Source organism: Aliiroseovarius pelagivivens (assembly GCF_900302485.1).
Taxonomy (GTDB): Bacteria; Pseudomonadota; Alphaproteobacteria; order Rhodobacterales; family Rhodobacteraceae; genus Aliiroseovarius; species Aliiroseovarius pelagivivens.
On sequence record NZ_OMOI01000001.1, the window covers coordinates 320,510 to 345,763 of the forward strand.

General features: G+C 59.8%; 21 protein-coding genes. 10 read left to right on the forward strand and 11 right to left on the reverse strand.

All coding sequences use genetic code 11. The annotated features are described in order from the left end of the window. Positions 1-7 precede the first annotated feature (7 nt). Positions 8-685 carry a DUF1523 family protein gene (locus ALP8811_RS01620; RefSeq protein ID WP_108855452.1) on the forward strand — a complete coding sequence of 226 codons (678 nt, stop codon included), beginning with the start codon at positions 8-10 and terminating at the stop codon, positions 683-685. Between the two features lie 66 nt (positions 686-751). Here ALP8811_RS01620 and ALP8811_RS01625 read toward each other — a convergent pair whose 3' ends face one another. Both ALP8811_RS01625 and deoC read right to left on the reverse strand, forming a co-directional pair. Continuing rightward, on the reverse strand, positions 752-3,103 hold the full coding sequence (locus ALP8811_RS01625; RefSeq protein WP_108855453.1) for an aldehyde dehydrogenase family protein: 2,352 nt from the start codon (positions 3,101-3,103) through the stop codon (positions 752-754). A gap of 10 nt (positions 3,104-3,113) precedes the next feature. Continuing rightward, a complete protein-coding gene (deoC, locus tag ALP8811_RS01630; protein WP_108855454.1) occupies positions 3,114-4,166 on the reverse strand; it encodes a deoxyribose-phosphate aldolase in 1,053 nt (350 codons plus the stop codon). Between the two features lie 303 nt (positions 4,167-4,469). Here deoC and ALP8811_RS01635 point away from each other — a divergent pair, with 303 nt between their 5' ends. From ALP8811_RS01635 to oppF, 5 genes are all read left to right on the forward strand, one after another. Continuing rightward, positions 4,470-6,095: a peptide ABC transporter substrate-binding protein gene (locus tag ALP8811_RS01635; protein WP_108855455.1), complete on the forward strand. Its 1,626-nt coding sequence runs from the start codon at positions 4,470-4,472 to the stop codon at positions 6,093-6,095. A 181-nt stretch (positions 6,096-6,276) separates the two neighbouring features. Continuing rightward, positions 6,277-7,200, forward strand: coding sequence for an oligopeptide ABC transporter permease OppB (gene oppB, locus ALP8811_RS01640; RefSeq protein WP_108855456.1), 924 nt, complete (start codon positions 6,277-6,279; stop codon positions 7,198-7,200). A gap of 58 nt (positions 7,201-7,258) precedes the next feature. Beyond that, entirely contained in the window at positions 7,259-8,152 is an 894-nt protein-coding gene (locus tag ALP8811_RS01645) for an ABC transporter permease subunit (protein WP_108855457.1), read from the forward strand. Positions 8,153-8,166: 14 nt separating this feature from the next. Beyond that, on the forward strand, positions 8,167-9,141 hold the full coding sequence (locus tag ALP8811_RS01650) for an oligopeptide/dipeptide ABC transporter ATP-binding protein (protein ID WP_108855458.1): 975 nt from the start codon (positions 8,167-8,169) through the stop codon (positions 9,139-9,141). Next, a complete protein-coding gene (oppF, locus tag ALP8811_RS01655) occupies positions 9,138-10,124 on the forward strand; it encodes a murein tripeptide/oligopeptide ABC transporter ATP binding protein OppF (protein WP_108855459.1) in 987 nt (328 codons plus the stop codon). Before ALP8811_RS01650 ends, oppF begins: the two co-directional genes overlap by 4 nt. A 29-nt stretch (positions 10,125-10,153) precedes the next feature. Here oppF and ALP8811_RS01660 read toward each other — a convergent pair whose 3' ends face one another. Continuing rightward, positions 10,154-10,345, reverse strand: coding sequence for a heavy-metal-associated domain-containing protein (locus ALP8811_RS01660; RefSeq protein WP_108855460.1), 192 nt, complete (start codon positions 10,343-10,345; stop codon positions 10,154-10,156). A gap of 133 nt (positions 10,346-10,478) precedes the next feature. Between ALP8811_RS01660 and ALP8811_RS01665 the strand changes: the two genes are divergently transcribed. The 4 genes from ALP8811_RS01665 (at position 10,479) to ALP8811_RS01680 (ending at position 17,059) form a co-directional block, all read left to right on the forward strand. Then, positions 10,479-12,941, forward strand: coding sequence for a heavy metal translocating P-type ATPase (locus ALP8811_RS01665; protein ID WP_108855461.1), 2,463 nt, complete (start codon positions 10,479-10,481; stop codon positions 12,939-12,941). Next, positions 12,938-13,339 (forward strand): Cu(I)-responsive transcriptional regulator, encoded by a 402-nt coding sequence (cueR, locus tag ALP8811_RS01670; protein WP_108855462.1) that lies wholly within the window; start codon positions 12,938-12,940, stop codon positions 13,337-13,339. Before ALP8811_RS01665 ends, cueR begins: the two co-directional genes overlap by 4 nt. Before the next feature lie 90 nt (positions 13,340-13,429). Further along, positions 13,430-16,111 (forward strand): bifunctional acetate--CoA ligase family protein/GNAT family N-acetyltransferase, encoded by a 2,682-nt coding sequence (locus tag ALP8811_RS01675; RefSeq protein WP_108855463.1) that lies wholly within the window; start codon positions 13,430-13,432, stop codon positions 16,109-16,111. Positions 16,112-16,135: 24 nt separating this feature from the next. Further along, on the forward strand, positions 16,136-17,059 hold the full coding sequence (locus ALP8811_RS01680) for a histone deacetylase family protein (RefSeq protein ID WP_108855464.1): 924 nt from the start codon (positions 16,136-16,138) through the stop codon (positions 17,057-17,059). Here ALP8811_RS01680 and ALP8811_RS01685 read toward each other — a convergent pair. The 8 genes from ALP8811_RS01685 to ALP8811_RS01720 all read right to left on the reverse strand — a co-directional run bounded on the left by ALP8811_RS01685 (position 17,056) and on the right by ALP8811_RS01720 (position 25,246). Next, positions 17,056-18,123 carry an NAD(P)/FAD-dependent oxidoreductase gene (locus ALP8811_RS01685; RefSeq protein ID WP_108855465.1) on the reverse strand — a complete coding sequence of 356 codons (1,068 nt, stop codon included), beginning with the start codon at positions 18,121-18,123 and terminating at the stop codon, positions 17,056-17,058. The two genes, ALP8811_RS01680 and ALP8811_RS01685, sit on opposite strands and share 4 nt — an antisense overlap. Beyond that, positions 18,116-19,051 (reverse strand): aldo/keto reductase, encoded by a 936-nt coding sequence (locus ALP8811_RS01690; protein WP_108855466.1) that lies wholly within the window; start codon positions 19,049-19,051, stop codon positions 18,116-18,118. Before ALP8811_RS01690 ends, ALP8811_RS01685 begins: the two co-directional genes overlap by 8 nt. 98 nt (positions 19,052-19,149) lie before the next feature. After that, positions 19,150-19,698, reverse strand: coding sequence for an EF-hand domain-containing protein (locus tag ALP8811_RS01695; RefSeq protein WP_108855467.1), 549 nt, complete (start codon positions 19,696-19,698; stop codon positions 19,150-19,152). Positions 19,699-19,822: 124 nt separating this feature from the next. Next, positions 19,823-20,908, reverse strand: a complete 1,086-nt coding sequence (locus ALP8811_RS01700) for a BMP family ABC transporter substrate-binding protein (protein ID WP_108855468.1) — start codon at positions 20,906-20,908, stop codon at positions 19,823-19,825. A gap of 1 nt (position 20,909) precedes the next feature. After that, a complete protein-coding gene (locus tag ALP8811_RS01705) occupies positions 20,910-21,689 on the reverse strand; it encodes an ion transporter (RefSeq protein WP_108855469.1) in 780 nt (259 codons plus the stop codon). A 16-nt stretch (positions 21,690-21,705) separates the two neighbouring features. Further along, positions 21,706-22,629 (reverse strand): ABC transporter permease, encoded by a 924-nt coding sequence (locus tag ALP8811_RS01710; RefSeq protein ID WP_108855470.1) that lies wholly within the window; start codon positions 22,627-22,629, stop codon positions 21,706-21,708. 14 nt (positions 22,630-22,643) lie between these two features. Next, positions 22,644-23,729: an ABC transporter permease gene (locus tag ALP8811_RS01715; protein ID WP_108855471.1), complete on the reverse strand. Its 1,086-nt coding sequence runs from the start codon at positions 23,727-23,729 to the stop codon at positions 22,644-22,646. Then, on the reverse strand, positions 23,726-25,246 hold the full coding sequence (locus ALP8811_RS01720; RefSeq protein WP_245924502.1) for an ABC transporter ATP-binding protein: 1,521 nt from the start codon (positions 25,244-25,246) through the stop codon (positions 23,726-23,728). Before ALP8811_RS01720 ends, ALP8811_RS01715 begins: the two co-directional genes overlap by 4 nt. Positions 25,247-25,254 lie beyond the last annotated feature (8 nt).

Sequence of the window (25,254 nt, forward strand, 5' to 3'; positions counted from 1 at the left end):
GTTCAAAATGCGCCGTTTCCGTATCATCATCCGCAGCCTGATCGCACTTATCCTGTTTGGCGTGCTGCACTATACGCTGCCGCAACATGACGTGGTGCGTGTTGTAAACACCTATCAAGAGCGTCAGGATCTGGACGACTGGACCCGGGTTTTCTGGTCTAAGCCTGACGACCAGTCTGCAGGCCTGATCAACCGTGACGTTCAGTTCGTTCAGACTGTGAAAAAGAAGACATATCTTCTGGGCTTCTTTCGCACGGATGCGGACGAGGTCATGGTGTACCGCAACGAAGACACCGGTTGGTCGTGGCCGCCCTATTTCAAATTTGACACCGCCAGCTTGCAGACCGAAGTCGACGACCTGCGTTCGACCTCTGAAGAGCCGAAGTGGGCGGTGGTGACGCATTACGGCTGGCGGAACGAGCTGCTCTCGACGTTCCCCAACGCTGTGGGCATCCGCCCGGTGGCCGGGCCGGACGTGACAATCATTCCGTGGTTCAACATCGCCTTCTTCCTGTTTGTTGCCATCGCGCTGGGCTTTATCCGTGCGTTGTGGCGTCAGTTCCGCGAACGCTCGATCGACCCCGCACTTGAGGATGCAAGCGAGGCGTGGGAGGCGGTGGATGCCCGTGCAGACGAAGCCAAAGGGCGCATGTCGCGTTGGCTGGGAAGCTGGCGCAGGAAGTAACCAGAGTGAAAAAACAAAACGCCGCGCGAGATGCCCTCGCGCGGCGTTTTTCTTTTCTGAATTGAGTTATTCGCCGTAAGGCACCCAGACGGTTTTCACTTCGGTCGCGTGGCTTAGGAACTCGCGGCCTTCGCCAGCGGCCCCCATCCAGTCACGCGCTTTGGCATTGTTGATCCAGCTGCGCTTCAGGTTGCCTGCGCTTTCCAGCTCGACCGTCGCCGAGATGTCTGCGCCGGTATGCGACCAGACCGCATCCACGCCCAAGTGACCGGCCAAGGGGGCTGCCAGCGTGGCGTGATCACCGGTGACGATGTTCACCACGCCGCCGGGCAGGTCTGAGGTTTCCAGAACCTGATAGAAATCGGTCGCTGCCAGAGGGTAGGGCTGTGATGCGGCCAGAACCACGCGGTTCCCCATGGCGATGGCTGGCGCCATCAGGGACACCAGACCCAGAAGCGGGGCTTCGTCCGGACAGAACCCGCCGATCACGCCGACCGGTTCGTTCATGGCCAGCGCCACGCCGCGCATCGGCACGGGCTTGGCGGCGCCGTCAAACTTGTCGGCCCAAGCGGCATAGGTGAACAGGCGCGAAATCGCCGCGTCGACCTCTTTCGCGCCACTGCGACCGCCGGTCATGGCATCGATCCGGGCAGCGAACTCGTCTGCACGGGCCGAGAGGTTTTCGCCAATGTAATAGAGGATCTGCGCGCGGGCGTGGCTTGTGGTCTTGGCCCAGCCGCTTGCCGCCGTCGCGGCCTCGACCGCGTTGCGGATGTCCTTGCGGTTGGCGATGCCCACATGGCCGAGAAGCGCGCCGGATTTCGCCCAGACCGCTTGGCTATAGCCGCCATCAGGACGGGCCTGCTTGCCGCCGACATAGAATTTGGCGGTACGGTCCAGCGCATCCACCTTCGCGTCTTTCGGGGCGGACACGGGTGCAATGGGTTTCAACGAAACGGCTTTGCCGCGCGGCTTGGTATAGGCTTGCAAGCCTTCCCAACCGCCTTCGCGCCCAAACCCGCTTTCGCGCACGCCACCAAAGCCGGCAGCAGCGTCAAACATGTTGGTGCCATTTACCCAGACCACGCCGGCCACCAGTTTGGGGGCCACATCCAGCGTCAGGTTCACGTTTTCCGACCAGACCGACGCCGCCAGCCCGTAGCGGGTGTTGTTGGCAATCTCGACCGCTTCGGACGGGGTGCGGAAGGTAGTTGCGGCCAGAACTGGGCCGAAGATCTCTTCCTGCATCAGCGTCGAGGCAGACGACAGCCCTGTGATCAGTGTCGGCGGATAGAAGCAGCCTTGATCGGGAAGCGGGCAGGGGGCTTGGTAGAGCTCGCCCTCGCCCGCACTTGCGTTCACCATGTCGGTGATCCGCTGGTGCTGGATCGGGTCAACCACGGCTCCGACATCAATGGATTTGTCCAAGGGATCACCAATGCGCAGCTTGCCCATGCGGGCCTTCAGCTTGGCATAGAAGCGATCGGCAATGCCTTCCTGCACGATCAGGCGCGAGCCTGCGCAGCAGACTTGTCCCTGATTGAACCAGATCGCATCGACCAACCCCTCGACTGCTGAATCGAGGTCCGCGTCGTCGAAGACGATGTAAGGCGACTTACCCCCCAGTTCGAGCGTCAGCGACTTGCCCGACCCGGCGGTTGCGCGGCGGATTTGGCGGCCCACATTGGTGGACCCTGTGAAGGCGATCTTGTCGATGTCTTCATGGGTGACAATCGCCTCGCCCACGCGGCCGTCACCGGTCACGATGTTCACAACGCCATTGGGCAGTCCGGCCTCGTCGCATATCTGCGCGAACAGAAGCGCGGTCAGCGAGGTATACTCGGCAGGCTTCAGCACCACGGTGTTGCCCATCGCAATTGCGGGCGCGATTTTCCACGCAAGCATCAGAAGCGGGAAGTTCCACGGGATAATCTGGCCACAGACACCCAACGCTTCGCGGTCCGGCAACTCGGCATCCTGCAGCTGCGCCATGCCTGCGTGATAATAGAAGTGACGCGCGACCAAGGGTACGTCGATGTCGCGGCTTTCACGGATTGGCTTGCCGTTGTCCATGCTTTCCAGCACGGCAAAGAGCCGCGAGTGCTTCTGCACCAGCCGCGCCAGCGCATAAAGGTATTTGGCGCGCGCATGGCCGGGCAAAGCCCCCCAGCTTTTCTGTGCTTTGCGGGCTGCGATCACGGCCACATCCACATCATCTGCGCTGGCTTGCGTTACCTGCGCCAAGACCTCGCCCGTTGCGGGGTTTCGGCTTTTAAACAGTTCACCCGGCGCGGTCATCGCACCGTTGATATACAGCCCGAACGCACCGTCACGCGCGGTGATCCAGTCCAGAGCCTCGGCCGCGCTTTCGGGGGCTAGGCCATAATCCATGCTGTCGAAGTGTTCTTTCACGGTCATGTCTTTGTCCTTATCCCATCGGATGGCGGTAGGTGGCCGAGTAGTGGCCGGTCACATGATGCTCCAGCTGGCGTTCGATGTCGCCCAGAAGCGAGCTGGCGCCGAAGCGGAACAGGTGCGGGTCAAGCCAGTCATCGCCTAGCTCTTCCTTGATCAGCGACAGATAGGTAATCGCGTCCTTGGCTTTCGAAATGCCGCCAGCGGGCTTGTAGCCCACCTTGTAACCCGTCGCCTCGAAATAGTCGCGAATGGCGCGGATCATCACAAGGCTGACAGGCAGCGTGGCGTTCACGCTTTCCTTGCCGGTCGACGTCTTGATGAAGTCAGCGCCCGCCATCATGCACACCAGCGAGGCACGCGCGACATTGCGCAGTGATCCCAGTTCCCCGGTTGCCAGAATGGCTTTTACGTGGGCATCGCCGCAGGCTTTGCGGAAGTCGCGCATCTCGTCATACAGAGCCTGCCAGTTGCCGGTCAGCACATGGCGGCGCGAGATCACGATGTCGATCTCCTCGGCCCCGGCGCGCACGCTTTCGCGGATTTCTTCGACGCGTAGGTGATAGGGGCTGAGACCAGCCGGGAAGCCAGTCGACACGGCCGCAACCGGCATGGTCACGCCAAGCGCTTTCAACTGGGATACGGCGGTTTCGATCATGTCGTGATAGACGCAGACGGCACCGGTAGTTACAGGCTCCATCCCGAGGGCCGACATGATCTCGGGCCGGACGGGCTGGGCTGCCTTGGCGCACAGACGGCGCACGCGGCCCTCGGTGTCATCGCCCGACAATGTGGTCAGGTCGATCATCGTGATCGCCTTCAAAAGCCACGCGGCCTGATAGTCCTTCTTCACGCTGCGACGTCCCGACAGGGTCGCACAGCGGCGTTCAATGGCGGATGTATTGGCCTGCACGGCCCGCACCCAGTTCATATCCAGGTCCATCCCCGGATTGCGCGGCAAGGCCAGTTGCGGCAACTGGTCAGACGACGCCTTCAGCCCCTCATCCGAGGTTGTCTGCGGTTCGCTTTTCACGGAATTCACCCCTTGGGCATTTGATGTGGTCATAGTTTTACCAAATGGTCGCACGAGCGACCACGAATGGCAATAATCACCGTGATGTCAGGGGTGGTGACGCAAACAGTCGTCATTCTGACGAAGGTTGATGTGATTATGACGGCAAATAACATGAATTACGCCGAAATGGCGGGGGAGTCGGGTAGATATCTTGCCGCTCCGTAAATGGTTGTTTCGATCTTTGTCTTAGGCTTAGGATGCTCCATCGACAGGAGAACATGGGCTGAGTCTTTCTTGGCCCCAAATTAATCAAAATGCACCTGTCTTATCGCTAATTGACTAGGGAGAATATTAATGAACATCTCGATCAAAGCTGCCCTGTTGGGCTCGGCCCTTGCACTTGCTGGCCCGGCCTTTGCAGACATGATGCACCCCAAAACCGGCGAAAAGCTTGCTGAAAACCAGACCTTCACATATCGCGTTCTGGACGAACACACCTCGGTTGACCCGCAGATCGTGGAAGACGTATCCGGTTCGGAAATCGTGCGCGACCTGTTTGAAGGTCTCTATAACCAGAACCGCGCAGGCGAGCTGGTCCCGGGTGTCGCGCTGAGCCACACCACCAATGATGACAAGACTGTCTATACCTTCACACTGCGTGATGACGCCAAATGGTCGGACGGCAAAGCCGTAACCGCTGGCGACTTCGTTTACGCGTGGCGTCGTCTGGCCGATCCGGCCACCGCCTCGGAATACCAGTGGTACATGGAAGTTATGGGCATCAAGAATGCCGCCGAAGTCATGTCGGGCGATATGGCTGTGGAAGAGCTGGGCGTGAAAGCGATCGACGACCACACGCTGGAAGTCACGCTGGGAAGCTCGCTGCCCTATTTCGCGCTGACCACCACCCACACCTCGACTTTCCCGACCCCGGCATGGGCGATCGAAGCCCACGGTTCGGACTGGATCAAGCCCGCAAATATCGTTGTAAACGGTGCGTACAAACTGACCGAGCACGTCGCCAACGAACGTCTGGTGCGTGAGCGCAACGAGATGTACTGGGACAACGACAACACCATCATCGACACCGTGACGTCGCTGGTGATCAACGACGAAAACGTCGCCCTGACCCGTTATCAGGCTGGCGAACTGGACCGCACCGAGATCCCCGCAGGTCAGTATCCGTCGCTGAAAGTGTCGAACCCGGATGAGGCCACTGCCTTCCCGCGTCTGTGCTCGTACTACTACACGATCAACGTGTCCGACAGCACACCGGAATTCCTGAAAGACGAACGCGTTCGCCGCGCTCTGTCCTATGCAATCAACCGTGACATCATCACCGAGAAGGTTCTGCAGGGCGGCCAGACCGCTGCTTATACCTTTACCCCGGGTGCAACTGCAGGCTTCGAAGTGCCGTCGGTTGATTATGCTGGTTGGAGCCAAGACGAGCGGAATGCAAAAGCTGTCGAACTGATGGCCGAAGCTGGCTACGGCGCGGACAACCCGATCGACCTGACCCTGCTGTACAACACATCGGAAGCCCACAAGAAAGTGGCGCTGGCTGTCAGCCAGATGTGGAAGCAGAACCTTGGCGTGAAGGTCACCTTGGAAAACCAGGAATGGAAGACCTATCTGACCACCCGCGGCGAGCAGAACTATGAGATCGCGCGTGCTGGCTGGTGCGGCGACTACAACGAAGCCTCGACCTTCCTGGATCTGGTCCAGTCGGGCTCGGGCTATAACGACGCCAAATACGCCAACGACATGGTCGATGGCTTGCTGGCAGACGCCAAAACGATGGACAACCCTCAGCCGAACTACACCAAGGTCGAGGAAATCATCGCAGCCGACATGCCGATCATCCCGATCTACCACTATGCTGGTAGTTTCATGATCAAACCCGAGCTGATCGGCAGCTGGCCCGTCGAAAACGTGGAACAGAACTGGTACTCGAAAGACCTGTATAAGGTCGCGAAGTAATCCGGAACTGATCTGAAACAGGGGCACCGCGCATCCGCGTGCGGTGCCCCATCCGCGTTTCTGATCCAGATCAACGAACACTGTATGTCAAACTGTCATAGGCGCTTGATCCGGCTTTACGTAGGGTCCGCCGTGTTCGTGTGTAACGGGTCCGATAACGCCGCATCTCCTAGGGGTACAGATGCTTAATTTTATCATACGAAGGGTCGCCGTCGCGATCCCGACACTCATCATTCTTCTCATCGCCTCGTTTTGGTTGATGCAGACCGCGCCCGGCGGACCGTTCACGTCTGAACGACCCTTGCCTGCGCAGGTCCTCGCCAATATCGAGGCGAAATACGGGCTGGATCAGCCTGTCTATAAGCAGCTTTGGGACTATGTCGTGGGCATTGTGACCCAGTTCGATTTTGGTCCGAGCTACAAATACAAAGACCGTTCGGTGAATGACATCATCGCGCAGGGCTTTCCAGTGACGCTGACTTACGGGATCATCTCGTTCCTTGTCGCGATCATCGTGGGTGGCGCGCTGGGCGTCTCGGCCGCGATCCGTCAGAACAGCTGGCTGGACTACTTCGCGGTTGGCGTGACCATCGGCGCGCAAGTGCTGCCCAACTTCGTCATGGCGCCGATCCTGATCCTTGTCTTCACGCTGTGGCTGGGCTGGCTGCCCGGTGGCGGCTGGAACGGAGGTCAATGGCAGCACATCATCATGCCCGTCATTGCGCTGTCGACCAGCTATATGGCGTCGATTGCCCGCCTGACACGCTCGTCTATGCTGGAAGTGCTGCGATCAAACTTCATTCGTACCGCGCGGGCCAAGGGTCTGCCCGACAACGTGATCATCTGGCGTCACGCGCTGAAGCCGTCGCTTCTGCCCGTCATTTCCTATCTGGGACCGGCCTTCGTCGGCATGGTTACCGGGTCCTTCATCATCGACGCAATCTTTGGCACCGGGGGCATCGGCTATTTCTATGTGAACGCCGCTTTCAACCGTGACTACGCTGTGATGATGGGGCTGACGATCCTTCTGGGGTCCATGACAATCATGTTCAATATGGTGGTTGATATCCTCTATGCGTGGATCGACCCGAAGATCCGGTTGTGAGGGTAAAGCAATGACAGACAGAATTGTTCAGCCCCTCCAGCAACCTAAAACGGCTGAAATGGCCAGCCGTATGACCGAGGACGTCAAAGGGCGGTCCCTTTGGGCAGACGCGCGCCGGCGCTTCGTGGCCAACAAAGCCGCGATGGTGTCAGTGGTCGTGCTGACGCTGATCGTACTCTTCTCGCTCTTTGGGCAGAGTATCAGCGACTACGATATCGAGACGATCGACTGGGACGTGCTTGGCAACGTGGCGACCGTGGGCCAACCCTCGGTCTCGAACGGGCACTATTTTGGCTTCGATGAAAATGGGCGCGACCTGTATAACCGTGTGGTCCAAGGCTCGCGTATCTCATTGGCCGTTGGCGTGATTGGCGCGCTGGTCGCGGTGATTGTCGGCACGATTTATGGCGCGACTGCTGGCTTCATCGGTGGGCGTGTGGACAGCGTCATGATGCGTTTGGTCGATATCTTCATGTCGATCCCGTATATGTTCGTGCTGATCCTGCTGCTGGTCGTCGCGGGCCGTTCGATCACCATGATCTTCGTGGGCATCGGCCTGACCGCATGGCTGGACATGAGCCGCATCGTCCGTGGTCAGACCCTGTCGATCAAGAACCGCGAGTTCGTGGAAGCTGCGATTGCCATCGGCGTGCCCACATGGCGCATCATCATCCGCCACATTGTGCCCAACCTTCTGGGTGTGGTGGTGGTCTATGCGACGCTTCTTGTGCCGCAGATGATCCTGACCGAAAGCTTCATCTCGTTCCTTGGCCTTGGCGTTCAGGAACCCTTCACCAGCTGGGGTGCACTTCTGTCTGAAGGCACCAAGACCATGAACTATGGGACGCTCTGGCAGCTTGCCTTCCCGTTGTTCTTCTTCGTGGTCACCATCTTCTGTTTCTTTTTCATCGGTGACGGTCTGCGCGATGCGCTGGACCCGAAAGACCGCTAAGGGAGGCGTGAGTTATGGCACTACTTGAAGTCCGTGACCTGAGCGTCAACTTCGACACACAGGATGGTACTGTGACCGCCGTGGACAAGATCAGCTTTGATCTGGAAGCCGGCGAAACCCTTGGCGTGGTGGGGGAAAGCGGATCGGGCAAAAGCCAGACTGTCTTCGCCATCATGGGCCTTTTGGCGCAGAACGGTAAAGCAACTGGATCGGTAAAGCTTGAGGGGCAAGAAATCCTCAACATGCCTGTGGCCAAGCTGAACAAAATCCGCGCCGAGCGGATTGCGATGATCTTTCAGGATCCGATGACCTGTCTGAATCCGTTCCTCAGAGTGTCCGATCAGATGGCCGAGGTGCTGACCCATCACAAAGGGATCTCGAAATCAGCAGCGGTCAAACAGGCTGTCGACATGCTTGATGCCGTGCGCATTCCCGAAGCGAAACAGCGCGTGACGATGTATCCTCACGAGTTCTCGGGCGGGATGCGTCAGCGCGTGATGATCGCGATGTCGCTGCTGTGCAAGCCAGATATTCTGGTCGCGGACGAGCCCACGACCGCGCTGGATGTGACCGTTCAGGCGCAGATCATGAAGCTGCTTGAGGACCTGCAAAAGGACTTCAACATGGCCATCATTCTGATCACCCATGACCTTGGCGTTATTGCGGGATCGTGTAAGGAAACGCTGGTTATGTATGGCGGTCAGCAGATGGAATATGGCACCACCAAGGGCCTGTTCGAGATGCCGACCCATCCCTACACGATGGGCCTTCTGAAAGCTGTGCCGCGTCTGGACATCGAAAGTGATACGCTGGCGACAATCCCCGGTAGCCCGCCCAACATGATGAACATGCCGAAGGGCTGCCCGTTCTCGCCGCGTTGCGAATTTGCGGATGATCGCTGCGTCGTCGAACGTCCGACGCTGGAAGGCGTTGCGGGGCGCGCGGTGCGCCACCGGGCCTGTCTGAAATCCTTGGAGGAGCTGTCATGAACGTGCAATCCCCGCTTCTCTCTGTTCGCGACCTGAAGGTCTGGTTCGACATCAAACGTCAGGGCGCGATGCCTTGGACCCCAGTTGACAAACTGAAGGCTGTGGATGGGATCGACTTTGATCTGATGCCGGGCGAGACACTGGGCATCGTGGGCGAAAGCGGCTGTGGCAAGTCCACGCTGGCGCGCGCCATCATGCGCATGGTCCCAGCGGAAGCAGGCACCGTCCTTTGGTTGGGCAATGATCTGTTGCAGCTCAACAAGCACGACATGCGTGAGCATCGCAAAGAGATGCAGATGATCTTTCAGGATCCACTGGCGTCCCTGAACCCGCGTATGACCATCGGGCAAATTGTGGCCGAGCCGTTAACCACTCACCACCCGAACCTGTCAGCTTCTGAAGTGAAAGACAGGGTGCGTGAAGTGCTGGATCGCGTTGGCATTCTGCCCAACATGATCAACCGGTACCCGCACGAGTTTTCGGGCGGGCAATGTCAGCGGATCGGGATTGCGCGTGCCCTGATCGTGAAGCCGCAACTGATCATCTGTGATGAACCTGTGTCCGCTTTGGACGTGTCCATTCAGGCGCAGGTGATCAACCTTCTGATGGAAATTCAGGAAGAGATGGGACTGAGCCTGATCTTCATCGCGCATGACCTGTCGGTGGTGAAACACATCTCGACCCGCGTGATGGTTCTGTATCTGGGCAATGTGGTCGAAATCAGCGAGTCAGCGCAGCTGTATCGTTCGCCCGGTCACCCTTATACCGAAGCGCTGATTTCTGCCGTGCCGATCCCGGATCCGAACGCGGAAGCCTCAAAAGAGGTGATGATCCTGGATGCCGATCTGCCATCGCCGTTGAACCCACCATCCGGCTGTGTATTCCGCACGCGCTGCCCGATTGCCGGGCCGGAATGCGCGGAAACGAAGCCGCCCCTGACGGATCGCGGCAATGGTCAGCAAGTGGCCTGTCACAAACGCTAATGAAAACCCCGGCCAAGTGCCGGGGTTTTTTATTTTGCGCTGGCGGGAAAGCCGATCTCGTCCAGTGCGTCGATGACGGCGGCGGGCTCCAGCCCCTCGACCTTCACGTCGCGGGCGTCCATGTCGAAGTCTAGGGTGACCTCGCCCATCCCTTCCAGCGCTTCAGTGATCGAGGCTTTGCAATGGCCGCAGCTCATATCGGGGACGTGGAAAGTGGTCATGGTGGCTCCTGTCGTGATCTGTATTCTGAATACAGCGCCTATTTCGGTGGTCAACATGGCAAATTCACCGCGCACCCCTTGACCTTCCAGTCACTGGAACCCCTATCTATACTCCGTCACACCGGAGAATCTTATGGCTGCGCTGAAAACACTAACTCTCGAGCTGGAAAACCTATCCTGCGCGTCCTGCGTCGGACGGGCCGAGCGTGCGTTGGACTCGGTCGAAGGCGTGGACGCGGCTCCGGTGAACCTTGCCACGGAAACGGCGCGGGTGTCCTTTGCAGCCCCCGCCACCACTGAAAACCTTGCCACCGCGTTGGATCGCGCGGGCTATCCTGCGCGGCGTGACACGGTTGTTCTGGACGTGCAGTCCATGTCTTGTGCCGCCTGTGTGGGCCGGGTCGAGCGGATGCTGAAAGCCACGCCCGGTGTGCTGGATGCGCGGGTGAACCTTGCCTCGGAACGCGCGTTCGTGACCTTTCTGACGGGATCCGTGACGCCCGAGGCGCTGTCGGCGAAGACTACCAAGGCGGGTTTTCCGACGACACCGCGCGCGGATAGCAGCTCTGCTGGGCCGCGCGACAAAGCGGACGAGGCACGGGCGTTGAAACACAAGGCCCTGCTGGCTGCTGCCCTGACCCTGCCGGTCTTCGTGATCGAAATGGGCGGGCATCTCTTTCCGCCCTTCCACCATTGGGTCATGCGCAACATTGGGCAGGCGAACTCGCACTGGCTTCAACTGATCCTGACAACAATTGTTCTGTTCGGCCCCGGTCGCCTGTTTTTTGCCAAGGGCATTCCCGCCCTTCTTCGTGGTGCGCCTGAAATGAACGCGCTGGTCGCGCTTGGTGCATCGGCGGCTTACCTTTATTCTCTGGTGTCGGTCCTCACCCCCGGCATCCTGCCCCCGGGCACCGTGAACGTGTATTTCGAGGCCGCCGCTGTCATTGTCACCCTGATCCTTGTCGGTCGCTGGATGGAGGCCCGTGCCAAGGGCCGCACTGGCGAAGCGATCCGGGCGTTGGTCGAACTTGCGCCGGACGAAGCCACGGTCGAGGTTGAGGGCCGCCAGATCACCCGCCCCGTCGCGCAGGTCATCACCGGCGAGGTCATCGTGATCCGCCCTGGCGAACGTGTCCCTCTGGATGCCGAAATCATCGAGGGCGAAAGCCTTGTCGACGAAAGCATGATCACTGGGGAACCGGTGCCCGTCGCGAAATCATCGGGCAGCCCGATCACCGGAGGCACAGTGAACGGCACCGGTGCCCTGAAAGCGCGTGTGACCGCTGTTGGCCCTGACACGATGCTGTCGCAAATCGTGCGCATGGTTGAAGACGCCCAAGGCGCGCGGCTGCCCATTCAGGCGCTGGTCGACCGGATCACCGCCGTGTTTGTCCCGGTTGTGATGGCCGTCGCGGTGCTGACCGTCGCGGTCTGGCTGCTGATCGGGCCCGATCCCGCGCTGGGATTGGCGCTGGTAGCGGGTGTGTCCGTGCTGATCATCGCCTGCCCTTGTGCAATGGGCTTGGCCACGCCGACCTCGATCATGGTGGGGACAGGTCGCGCCGCGCAGCTGGGCGTGCTCTTCCGGCGCGGAGACGCGTTGCAAGCGCTGCAATCGGTGGATGTGGTTGCCTTCGACAAAACCGGCACCTTGACCGAAGGGCGGCCTGCGCTGACCGCTTACGAGGTTGCAGACGGGCAGGATGCCGACACGCTTCTTGCCCTGATCGCAGGGGCCGAGGCGCAAAGCGAACACCCCTTGGCGCAGGCCATTCTGTCCGGCGCGACAGATCGCGGCCTAACGCCAGCAAAGGTCAGCGCCGTCCAAACTGAAACCGGTTTCGGCCTGTCTGCAGATGCCGAGGGCAAGCGCATGTTGATCGGCTCGCAGCAATATATGGCGCGCGAGGGCGTACCTCTGACGGATCTTGTCGACCGGGCCGATCCCATGCGCGCGGATGGTCAGACCGTGTTCTTCGCGGCCTATGACGGGCAGCTCGCCGCGTTGATAGGTGTCGCCGACCCGGTGAAACCCGATACGTCAAACGCGCTGAATGCATTGCGGGCGATGGGCAAAGAACTGGTGATGGTCACCGGCGACGACACGGCCACCGCCGCCGCCATTGCCGACCGGTTGGAGATCGACCGCGTGGTCGCAGGTGTTGTTCCGGGTGAGAAGCTTCAAACCATTGCGGATATGCAGGCCGAAGGTCGCAAGGTCGCCTTCGTCGGGGACGGCATCAACGACGCCCCGGCATTGGCCCAAGCAGATGTAGGCATCGCAATCGGAACCGGCACGGACGTGGCTATCGAAGCGGCCGACGTGGTCCTGTCCTCGGGCGCGCTGTCGGGTGTCGTGAACGCGTTGCAGGTCAGCCGCCGCACCATGACCAACATCCGCCAGAACCTCTTTTGGGCGTTTGGCTACAACGTCGCTTTAGTGCCGGTCGCCGCTGGCGTGCTTTATCCCATCTGGGGTGTGCTGTTGTCGCCGATGTTGGGGGCAGGGGCAATGGCTGCATCCTCGGTTCTGGTTCTGACCAACGCCCTGCGCCTGCGGTTCATCAAGCCCGCGCTGAAGGAGGCCACATGAATATCTCGGACGCCGCCACCCAGACGGGCCTGCCCGCCAAAACCATCCGTTATTACGAAGAGATCGGGCTGGTCACGCCCTCGCGCAACTCCAACGGCTACCGTGTGTTTGGCGAGACCGAGCTGCACAAGCTGACCTTCCTCGCCCGCTCCCGCGCGCTGGGTTTCTCGATCGAGGATTGCCGCACGCTGCTGGCCCTTTACGAGGATCAATCCCGCGCCAGTTCCGACGTCAAACGCATCGCGCGCACCCATCTGGACGAGATCGAGGCGAAGATTACCGACCTGATCGCCATGCGTGATACGCTGTCCCATCTGGTGCAGGCTTGCGCCGGGGATGACCGCCCTGATTGTCCGATCCTTAAGGGCATCGAAGCCACATCTGTGTCAAAAGCTTGAGGCACATCAAAGACTCGCGGGTTGTCGTGGCGTTTATCCATGAACGAAGCTGCGCTGAGTATGAAAGCGCAATCGCAAAGGATTCGTCTGATGGACAAAAGCCCGCTGACCCCGCTTTTCGATCCCACCTCGGTCGCCGTGTTCGGGGCAAGCCCCAGCGGTGATTCAGTTGGCGCGATGGCATGGCGCAACTTGGTGGCTGGCGAGTTCGAGGGTACCCTTTATCCGATCAACCCGAAACACAAATCCATCGGGGATGCGACGTGCTATCGCCGTATCACGGATCTGCCGGACGAAGTAGATTTGGCCGTAATCGCAACGCCTGCGCACACCGTGCCCGGTATCATGCGCGACTGTGCTGAGGCCGGCGTGAAATCTGCCATTATCCTGTCGGCGGGCTTTGGAGAAGGGGATGGTCGCGGCAAGGATCTGGAAGCGCAGGTGGTGGCTGCCGCGCGCAAGGGCGGCATCCGTTTTATGGGGCCGAACTGTGTTGGTCTGGTGCGTCCATGGCTGGGGCTTGATGCTAGTTTTCTACGCTCGGACCCGCCCAAGGGCCGGCTGGCATTCGTTTCCCAATCCGGCGCACTGGTCTCGGCCATTGCCGACTGGGCCGGGCCGCATCACTCGGGCTTTTCCGCCATGGTCAGCCTTGGCAACTCAACCAATATCGATTTCGGAGACGTGCTGGATTTTCTGGCAATGGATCCGCGCACCGATGCTATCTTGCTGTACATTGAAGGCATCAAGGATGCGCAGAATTTCATGTCGGCGCTGCGCCGGGCGTCGCGTCTGAAACCGGTGATCGTACTGAAATCTGGCCGCCACGCGACCAGCTCTCAGGCGGCCCATACGCACACGGGCGCGTTGATCGGCTCGGATGATGTGTTCGACGCGGCGCTGGAGCGGGCAGGTGCAGTGCGTGTCGGTACTTTGGGTCAGCTGTTCGCCGCGGCAGAAATTCTAGCCAACACACGCAAGGTGAATGGCGATCGTCTGTGCATCATCACGAATGGCGGCGGGTCTGGCGTTCTGGCCGCTGACCGCGCTGGTGATCTGGACATCGCGCTGCCGCCGCTATCGGATGCCACCAAAGCAAAGCTGGACAAAGTGCTGCCCGCGTTTTGGAGCCACGCCAACCCGGTCGATATTCTGGGCGATGCGGACCCTGCGACCTATGCAGCAGCGGTGAAAGCCGCGCTTGCCGACCCTGACAATGACGGCGTTCTGGTGATGCTGACCCCGCAGGCGATGACGGATGCCGTCGCTACTGCCCAAGCTGTAGTGGACGCGCTGCCCCGGCGGCGCAAGAAGCCGGTGCTGGCCTGCTGGCTGGGTGAGCCATCGGTCGAGGAAGGCCGTGCCATCCTGTCCAAAGCAGGGGTGCCGGATTTCCAAACGCCTGAACGGGCGGTCGAAGGGTTCAGCTATCTGGTGCAACACCGGCGCAACCGCAAACTGGCATTGGAAGTTCCACGTGCCCGCGCGTTCGAAAAGGGGCTGGATCTGGACGGCGCGCGCCTGATCATCGCGTCGGCCTTGTCAGATGGGCGCAAGATGCTGTCGGACACGGAAAGCAAGGCGCTGCTGAAGGCCTTCAACATTCCGGTGAACATGACGATCGAGGCGACGACGCACTCGCAGGCTTTGGTTGCGGCTGAATCCGTAGGCTATCCGGTGGCGATGAAGATTGCTTCGCCCGACATCACACACAAGACCAATGTAGGCGGGGTGCGGGTGAACGTGGCCCATGCGACGTCGGTCTCGCGGGTGTTCCATGAGCTGGTCAAATCTGCCAAGGCCGCAAGGCCCGAGGCGCAGATCAATGGCATTACGGTTGAACCTATGGCCAACCTGAAAGACCCACGCGAGCTGGTGATCGGGGCCAGCCGAGACCCGGTTTTCGGCCCCACAGTTCTGTTCGGAGCAGGCGGCACAATGGTCGAGGTGATGAAAGACAGCGCGGTCGCGCTTCCTCCTCTGAACGCGGTTCTGTCCGAACGATTGATCAACAAAACGCGCGTGTCAAAAGCCTTAGAAAGCTTCCGCGATGCGGCCCCCGTGGACCGCGATGCGCTGGTTGATGTGCTAAAACGCGTGTCGATCATCGTCAGCGAACTGCCTGAAATCACCGAGTTGGACATCAACCCACTGTTTGCCAGCCCGGACGGGGTGTTGGCGGTGGATGCGCGGATCTCGGTCCAGCGGGCCCCCGCAAAGGACGGTCCCTATGACCACATGGCGATCCATCCCTATCCGCGCCACCTTGCACGCGAGACCTTCTTGTCGGACGGTACGCTTCTTGTGATCCGCCCGATCCGGCCCGAAGATGCCGAGTATCTGCAATCCTTCATGCGTGACCTGTCGCCCGAGGCCAAGAAAATGCGGTTCATGGGCTCGGTAAATGAACTCAGCCCAGAAATGTTGGCTCAGTTCTCAGCCATCGACTATCGCCGCGAAATGGCCCTTGGCGCCATGGCCGAGATCGACGGGAAGGATGTGTTGGTCGGGGTGGCGCGATATGTGATCAACCCGGATCAGAAAAGCTGCGAATTTGCCATCGTCGTGTCGGACCGGATCCAGCATCAGGGTCTTGGTACGCGGCTGATGAAAGGGCTGTTCAGCGCGGCACAGCATCACGGGCTTGATGTGATTGAAGGGACGGTTCTGAAAAAGAACGACCCAATGCTTCGCTTAATGAAAGAGCTGGGCTTTTCCCAGCGGCCAGACCCCGATGACCGCGATGTGGTCATCGTTGAACGCTGGCTTTGAATAGGAATTGGGGGAGGAGACCAAATGCTATCCATTATTTCGCACACTGAATGTCGCGACCATGACGCCGGGCCATTGCATCCGGAAAGCAAGGCGCGGCTGGATGCGATCAACAATCAGCTGATCATGTCGGGCATGGATTATGTGGTGCGCCATCACGATGCGCCGCTGGTCACCCGCGAGCAGTTAGAGCGTGTGCATGACGGCGATTATCTGGATCGCGTCTATGCGTTGGCACCGGGACAGGGCATGGAAAGCGTCGAGGTTGACGGGGATACAGTGATGAGCCCCGGCACCCTGAAAGCCGCCGAACGGTCCGCCGGGTCGGGTTGCATGGGTGTCGATCTGGTCATGTCGAAAGAAGCCAACCCGATCTTCTGCATGGTCCGCCCGCCCGGCCACCACGCGGAAAGCGATAAGGCGATGGGCTTTTGCCTGTTCAACAACATTGCCGTAGCCGCAGCACATGCGCTCGAGGCCCATGGTCTGTCGCGTGTGGCGATCATCGACTTTGACGTTCACCACGGCAATGGCACCGAAGAGATCTTCAAGGCCGAGCCCCGCGTTCTGTTCTGTTCGAGCTTCCAACACCCGTTCTATCCCTTCACAGGGCACGAGAAAGAGACAGATAATCTAGTCGATATTCCCCTGTCCGCCGGTGCAGGCAGTGCCGAATTCCGCGAGGCCGTGTCAGGTCACTGGATCCCCCATCTGCGCGACTTCAAACCGGAATTCGTCTTTATCTCTGCCGGGTTCGACGCTCATGTGGCCGATGACATGTCCAGCGTTCAGCTGACCGATGCCGATTACGCGTGGGTCACGCGCGAGCTGAAGGCCGTGGCGGACGAGTTCGCCGAAGGTCGGATCGTGTCGATGCTGGAAGGCGGGTATGAACCCGACGTGCTGGCGCGCTCGGTCGTGAAGCACCTAGACGTCCTATTGGATTAAGCGAAACGCTTTGCGCTGAGGCTGGCGACAGTCTCGGCGTCCAACTCGGATGGCGCATTGCCCACGATATCTGCCAGCAATTGTGAGGCCGCAGGGCTAGACTGCATGCCATAGCCGCCTTGCCCAGCAAACCAGACAAAGCTTGGGTCATCTGCACCCGGCCCGATGGCAAGGTTTCCATCTGGCGTGAAGCTGCGCAGCCCGGCCCAATTTGAAATGACGCGGGTGACGGGTTCCGTGACCAGTTCTTCAAACCGGGCCAGCCCTTCGGCCAGCACCATGTCGTCAGCCCATGCGTCATGGGGCGTGGTCAGATCCGCATCGGCAGGCGACACGATCAACGCGCCCGCGTCGGGTTTCGAATACCACGTTTCGCCCGCGTTCAGGGTCATTGGCCAGCCTGATACGTCCAACCCGCCCGGCGCCGGAATGCGCGCCATCGAGCGGCGCAGAGGGCGAATGCCGATGGGAGCCACACCGGCCATGGTGGCGATTTCGTCCACCCACGCGCCTGCTGCGTTGATCAGCACACGACCCGAGAACACGCCTTTCGGCGTCTCGACCTGCCAGCCATCAGGCAGCCGCGTGATCGCCGTGGCTTTCGCCCCGGTGACGATCTCGCCGTTCTGGCGCAGATCACGTGCGAAGCCTTGCACAAGCCGATCGGTGTCTATGTCCCATGCCTCGGCATGATAGCCCGCGCCGCACAGCGCATCGGCGTTCAGGATCGGCATTAAGGACCGTGCTTCCTCTATGCTGATGGCATCCAACTGCATCTTGGCCAGATCATCGGCCAGAAGGTCGTCCTGCCCCTTGGCCCCCACTATCATCAATCCGCGCGGCGACAGAAGATCAGCCGCCTTGTGATAATCGTGCGAGGCGTGGTTCATCGCCACAACGGCGGGCGTGCCATAGCTTTCTTCAAACAGCGCCGCAGACCGGCCCGAGGCATGATAGGCCAGCGCCCCTTCGGCTTCCAACAGGCGCACGCGGCCCAGTTTTGACAGACGCGCGCCCGCAGATGTGCCAGCAACGCCGCCGCCAATGATCAGAAAATCATCCATGTTCTTCAATCCTGTCGGTCGCTGGTGCAGGGGTGGGCGTCAGCGCGGTTAGTTGGGCGCGTAGCGCCGAAGTCATCTCGAATGACAGCGCGTCCAGAGACGGCTGTAATTGTTCTAGCGACCGCGCCGACAGAATGGGTGCGGGGCGCGCTGAATGGTGGGCTGCCCACGCCACGGCCAGTGTAGCCGGATGGGTGTTCAGGTCTTGCGCGATCTCGGGCAGTGCCTTGGCTGTGTTGTGCATCCAGTCCAGCCCATAGCGCGCGGCATAGCGATCGTCTTCGGACAATCTGCCCGTGCCGCCCTTGGCGTACTTCCCGGTCAAAAGCCCTCCGCCCAGCGGCGAGTATGTTGCGGCCAGAATACCCTCGGACGCACACATGGGCAGAAGTTCAACCTCGGCCTGACGTTTTACAAGGCTGTACATCGGCTGGACCACGTCGATTTTTGTACCCAGCCCCAGCGCGATCGACTGTGCCTTCATCACCTGCCACGCCGCAAAGTTTGACAGCGCCAGATAACGTGTCTGCCCTGTCGCTTGAAGCGCGGCCAACAGCTTGATCTGAGCGTCCATGGCAAGGTTCGGATTGAAGCGATGCAGATAGAGAATATCGACCGCATCTAGCCCCAACCGCGCGCGCGACGCGTCGAACTGTGACCGCAGCGCGGCTACACTGTCAGGCGCGTCATACCCGATTTTCGTCGCGATGATCAGACGCTCGCGAAGGGGCGCGATAAGCTTGCCCAAGATCGTCTCGGATGCACCGTCTGTATACAGATTTGCTGTGTCGAAATGGGTGATGCCTGCCTCGATGCAAGCCTCGATCATTCCGCGCGAGGCGTCTTCATCCGCCGTGCCGCCAAACTGCATGGTGCCAAAGGCAAAGCGCGGGGCAGGGGTGCCATCAAGGGAAATCAGATCTGTCATGGCGCGACACTGCCACGAGGTCGCGCAAAGGAAAAGGCCCCGCGCGATGCGGGGCCTGATCTTCGGACGGCTCACCAAGAAGGGAAGCAGGGACGCACTTACTGCCGCCCGAAATCCTCTTGCGAGATGACGCCGTCGCCATTGCGATCCTGTTTCGGGAACCAGGCATCAACGCCTGCGATGAATTCCTCGCGGGTGACTTGGCCATCGCCATTAATGTCCGCGTTCTCGCGGGTCATGGACATGGCAGCGCTGTGTTCGCCCATACCCTGACCTTTGCCTTGGCCATGACCTTTACCTTGTCCCTGGCCATGACCTTTACCTTGTCCCTGGCCTTGACCTTTGCCTTGTCCCTGACCCTGGCCTTGGCCACCGCCTTGACCTTGGCCGATCCCGTGTTCTTTCATGTCGGCCTCGCGGGCCTCGTCGAACAGAACATAGTCCTCGGCGCTCAGTACGCCGTCATCATCGGCGTCGAAAGTGGTGAAAATATCTCCACGGCGTTCACGAGCTTCCTCGATCGAAACCGAGCCGTTCTCGTCCAGATCCCACATCTCGATGAAATGGGCGCCGGGTTGGTTTTGAGCCAGTGCAGGCAGTGCAATTACAAGTGCCGCAGTGGCCAGAAAAGGTGTTGTCTTGCGCATCGTTACGCTCCGTTTGTTGTCCCTATATTCGTATAACGGAATACGATGCTGTTTCCGTCGCGCTTTTTGCATAAAAAAATGCCCCACCTTTCGGCAGGGCATTTTGGTGTTTGATATCGGTCGATTAGTTCGACGGGATTTCGGCTTCGATGCCTTCAACATAGAAGCCCATGCTGGCCAGACCGTTGTCGCCATAGTCGGCAGCGGTTTCACCTTCTGCCAGCCACGGGGTGCCGTCCTGTTTGTTCAGCGGACCGGTGAAGGCGTGGTATTCGCCCGAAGCAAGTGCGTCACGCAGAGCTTCTGCTTCGGCCTTCACGTCAGCCGGAACTGCGTCCGAGATTTCGCCAATGCCAACCATGCCAGCGCCAATGCCGTCCCAGGTCGAAACGCTTTCCCAGGTGCCGTCCATAACGGCCTGAGTGCGGGCGACATAGTACGGTGCCCAATCGTCAATGATCGACGAGACGCGCGGGAAGGGGGCGTATTCGCCCATATCCGAGGCCTGACCGAAGGTGACGACGTTGCCAGCTTCTTTGGCAGCCGCCTGCGGTGCGGTCGAGTCGGTGTGCTGCAGGATAACGTCTGCACCTTGCTCGATCAGAGCTTTGGCGGCGTCGGCTTCCTTGGCCGGATCAAACCACGTGTAGGCCCAGATGATTTTGAACTGAACGTCCGGGTTTACTTTCTTGGCGTGGATATAGGCCGAGTTGATGCCACGGATAACTTCCGGGATCGGGAACGAGGCGATGTAGCCGATGGTGTTCGACTTGGTCATCTTGCCTGCGATGTGACCCTGCACGGCGCGACCTTCATAGAAACGGGCCGAATAGACCGACACGTTGTCAGCCTGCTTGTAGCCGGTGGCGTGCTCGAATTTCACATTCGGGAACTTCTCGGCCACGGCCAGGGTCGCGTCCATGAAGCCAAACGAGGTGGTGAAGATCACGTCAGCACCCGACAGGGCCATCTGTGTGATCGGGCCTTCAGCGTTCGATTCCGATACGCTTTCGACATAGACGGTTTCAACCTTGTCGCCAAAAGCGGCTTCAACAGCTTTACGACCCTGATCATGTTCATAGGTCCAGCCGCCGTCGCCCACGGGGCCGACATAAATGAAGCCGACCTTGGTTTTGTCTTCGGCTACAGCAGCTCCGGCCAGACCGGTGGCCAAAGCCGCCGTCGCCAGAAGTGATTTCAATACACGCATGTTAATCTCCCTTGGTGTCTTGAGCAGAATTATTGATTTCATTAGCGGCCTCTTCGCGGGCTTCGCGCAGCCGCCGCTGGATGTTCGTTTCGCTTTCCAAAAGCGCGGTTGTGATAATGGCTGATGGCACCGCAATCACGCCCAATCCGATGAACAGAACGAAGGTGGTGAAGATCCGTCCTCCGGCTGTGATGGGGAACATGTCGCCGTATCCCACGGTGGTAAAGCTGGCCACGGCCCACCACAGGCTGTTGGGAATAGACGAGAAAACTTCAGGTTGGGCTTCATGCTCGAAGATATAGATTCCTACGGCCGAAACATAAAGCATAAGTGCGGCGATGATGCCAAAGATCAGAAGCTCGCCCCGGACCTGACGGAAGGCGACCACAAGGCGCTCCATCGCGTGGGATCCGCGAAACAGTTTCAAAAGCCGGACGAGCCGCAGCAGTCGGAAGGCGCGCACCACCTGCCATTGGGGGGTCAGAAGGGCCATTGCCGGGGCGAAGGCTAGAAAATCGACCAGCCCCCAGAAACTGAACGCATAGCGAAGCGGGCGCGGAGAGGTGACCAACCGCAAGACATACTCGGCCGCGAAGATTACCAGCAGCAGCACTTCGAAATTGAACAGAAGTCCGCGCAGGTGGTCGGGCAGCTCGGGCATGGTCTCTAGGGCGATGGCGATTGCCGACAGCAGGATCAACACATCCATAACCCGCGCGACATTCACCCCTCCTAAGGGCTTGTGCCCGTCCAGAATGTCGTGAATGTCGGCTTTGTTCATTAGTGGGCCTGCTGGGTTAATGGGTTGCGTGGAACTCGCGCCCCAAGGATCCGGGCGCCCCGTGATTGCCGCGAAGCGAGATCACGACCAGCACCATAATGGTGATCAGATAGGGGCTCATTGCAAGAATTTCGACCGGGATCGGGACGCCCGCAGCCTGAAGGTTTAGCTGCAGAACCGAGATCCCGCCAAAGAGATATGCCCCCAACAGCACGCGCCAAGGCCGCCAGCTTGCGAAGACCACGATGGCAAGGGCAATCCAGCCCGCACCCGCCGTCATGCCTTCGACCCACTGGGGCACGCGCACAAGGCTGATGTAGGCCCCGCCCAGACCAGCACAGGCACCCCCGAAGGCAATTGCCATCAGACGAACACGGATAACTTTATAACCCAGTGCATGAGCAGCGTTGTGGTTTTCACCAACGCCGCGCAGGATCAGGCCCGCCCGGGTGCGTGTCAGCACGAACCATGTGAGGGCCACAATGATCAGGCTGACATAGACCATCGGGTCATGGCGAAACATGATCGGCCCCAGCACGGGAATGTCGGACAGAAGCGGGATTTCCCATTTGGCCATCGTGGGGGCTTTGATGCCCTCGTAAGGCTTGCCGATCAGGGCAGACAGTCCCAATCCGAACAGCGTCAGGCCCAGACCGGTCGCCACTTGGTTCGACTTCAAATACAGGACGAGCACACCAAACAGCATCGACAGCGCGGCCCCAGCGCAGGCCGCCGCGATAAAGCCAATGGAGGGCGCGCCGGTGTTTACGCCGATGGCGAAGCCGACCACAGCACCGGTGATCATCATGCCTTCCACGCCCAGGTTCAGCACGCCTGATTTCTCGACCACGGCTTCGCCAATAGCGGCCAGAAGGATCGGCGTTGCGGCCACCATCAAGGAGGCCAGAAGTAGAAGCGGGTTAATCTGTCCTAGGTCCATCTTGTCGCCCTTTCTTACCCAGCCACCGGGGTTTTCCACCGCACGCGGTAATGTGACAGTACATCCATCGCCAGAAGGAAGAACATCAGCATCCCCTGGAACATCTGGATTGCAGCACCGGGTAGGCCCAGCATCAACTGCGCCAGCTCTCCGCCGATGTAGGTCAAGGCCATCAACAGCCCCGCCAGCAAAATACCAATCGGATGCAGGCGGCCCAGAAAGGCCACGATGATCGCGGTAAACCCATAGCCCGCGTTGAAATCAATCGAGATCTGTCCGGACGGTCCGGACACCTCGAACAGCCCCGCCAGCCCCGCCAGTGCGCCAGACGTGCCAAGGCAGAACAGGATCAGTCGCGTCGGGTTCACGCCAGCAAACTTTGCCGCGCGCGGTGCTTCGCCCGTCAGGCGCACCTGAAAGCCCAGCATGTGGCGGGTCAGCAGGATATACGCCAAGATCACGGCGATGAACGCTGCTGCGACGCCCCAATGCATCCCGGTGCCTTCGATCAGGTCGGTGTTATACGCCGCCGGGAAGTCGCGGAAGTTGCGCGATCCGGGAAAGCCCATCCCGTCGGGGTTTTTCAAAAGCCCCTGACTGACAGACGCCAAGATGTTCTCGGCCACATAGACCAGCATCAAGCTGACCAAAATTTCGTTGGTACCAAACTTGACCTTCAAGACGCCGGGGATCATCGCCCACGCCCAGCCCCCCATTGCCCCTGCCAGCACCATGGCTGGGAAGATCAGGATACTTTCTGACGGGTAGAAGGCCAGCCCGACTGCGGCCCCACAGATGGCACCCATGATGTACTGACCTTCGGCCCCGATGTTCCAGATCCCGGCGCGAAAGCCCAAGGACAGGCCGATGGCGATCAGGATCAGGGGGCCGGCTTTCACCATCAACTGAGGACGAGAATAGGGACCGAATGTCTCGTGGAACAGCGGATCCCAAAAGATCGTGCGAATGGCCTCAAGCGGGTCTTTTCCTAGCATCCAGAACAGGATGCCACCCGCGATCATCGTCGCGATCACGGCCAGAACTGGCGTGAGAGCACCCCAGAGCTTGGACGGCTGCGGACGTTTTTCCAAACGGATCATGCGGCCACCTCATCACCTTCAGCACCACCCATCATTAGGCCAATTTCCTCGACACTCAGCCCTTGCGTGGACACCGGACGGGCCAGACGACCTTCGTTCAGTGCCGTGAAGCGGTCTGAAATTTCCATCAGCTCATCCAAATCCTGAGAGATCACGATAACGGCCGCCCCCTTGTGCGCCAAATCCAGCAACGATTGCCGGATCGAGGCCGCCGCAGCGGCATCAACGCCCCATGTGGGCTGGTTCACCACCAAGACATCCGGGTCTTGCAAGACCTCGCGTCCAATGACGAATTTCTGCAAATTTCCACCCGATAGAGATCCGGCAGCGTTGTCCGGGCCCGGTGTGCGCACATCGAAGGCTTCGATGATGCGGCGGGCGAATTTCTCGGTCTTGTTCCAGCGCAGGAACCCGCGTTCCACCAGCTTTTCGCGCACCGATCCGGTCAGAAGCGCATTTTCGGTCAGGCTCATTTCGGGCGCCGCAGAATGGCCCAGTCGTTCTTCAGGCGCCGTCAGCAATCCGCGCGCACGGCGTGCGCCGGGCGATAGCGTGTTTATCTCGTCTCCGGCCAGCGTGATCGAGCCTTCGCGCGCTCGCGCTTCACCCGACATAACGGCCAGAAGCTCGTCCTGCCCGTTGCCCGCAACGCCGCCGATCCCCAGCACTTCGCCCTTGCGCACCTCAAGCGAGACATTGCGTAGATCGGTGCCAAACTCGCTGGGCGACGGCATCGACACGCCAGAGAGGGACAAAGCCACCTCGCCCAGCTCTGCCGGTTCGCGTGAGGGCACATGCAACGTGTCGCCCACCATCAGTTCGGCCAGCTCGCGCGCCGATTTTTCGCGCGGGTCGCAAGTGTCGACCACAACACCAAGACGCAAGATCGTCGCGTGTTCGCACAGCGCTCGAATTTCTTCCAGCTTATGCGAGATATACAGGATCGAGGTCCCCTCGGACGTCAGTTTGCGTAGGGTTTCAAAAAGGATCTCAACTTCTTGCGGGGTCAGAACGCTGGTCGGTTCATCCATGATCAGAAGCTTCGGGTTCTGAAGCAGGCAGCGAATGATCTCGACCCGTTGACGCTCGCCCGCGGACAGATCGCCCACGATCCGGTCAGGGTCCAAAGGCAGGCCGTAGGCTTGGCTGACCTCGCGAATGCGGCCGGCCAGTTCGCGCGTGTTGGGCGGATTGTCCATGCCAAGTGCGATGTTTTCAGCCACTGACAGCGCGTCAAACAGGCTGAAATGTTGAAACACCATGGCGACACCAGCGGCACGCGCTGCGGCAGGGTTTTGGGGCGTGAAGGTCTCGCCGTTCAAGGTCATCTGCCCTGCATCCGGCTTGACCAGCCCATAGATCATTTTAACAAGCGTTGACTTCCCCGCGCCATTCTCTCCCAGAAGTGCGTGCACTTCGCCGGGCAGCAGTGAAAAAGAAACCTGATCATTGGCCACGACGCCGGGATAGGCCTTGGTCAGCCCCTCTAACGTCATCAGCGCATCATTTTGGCGCATATCCCCTG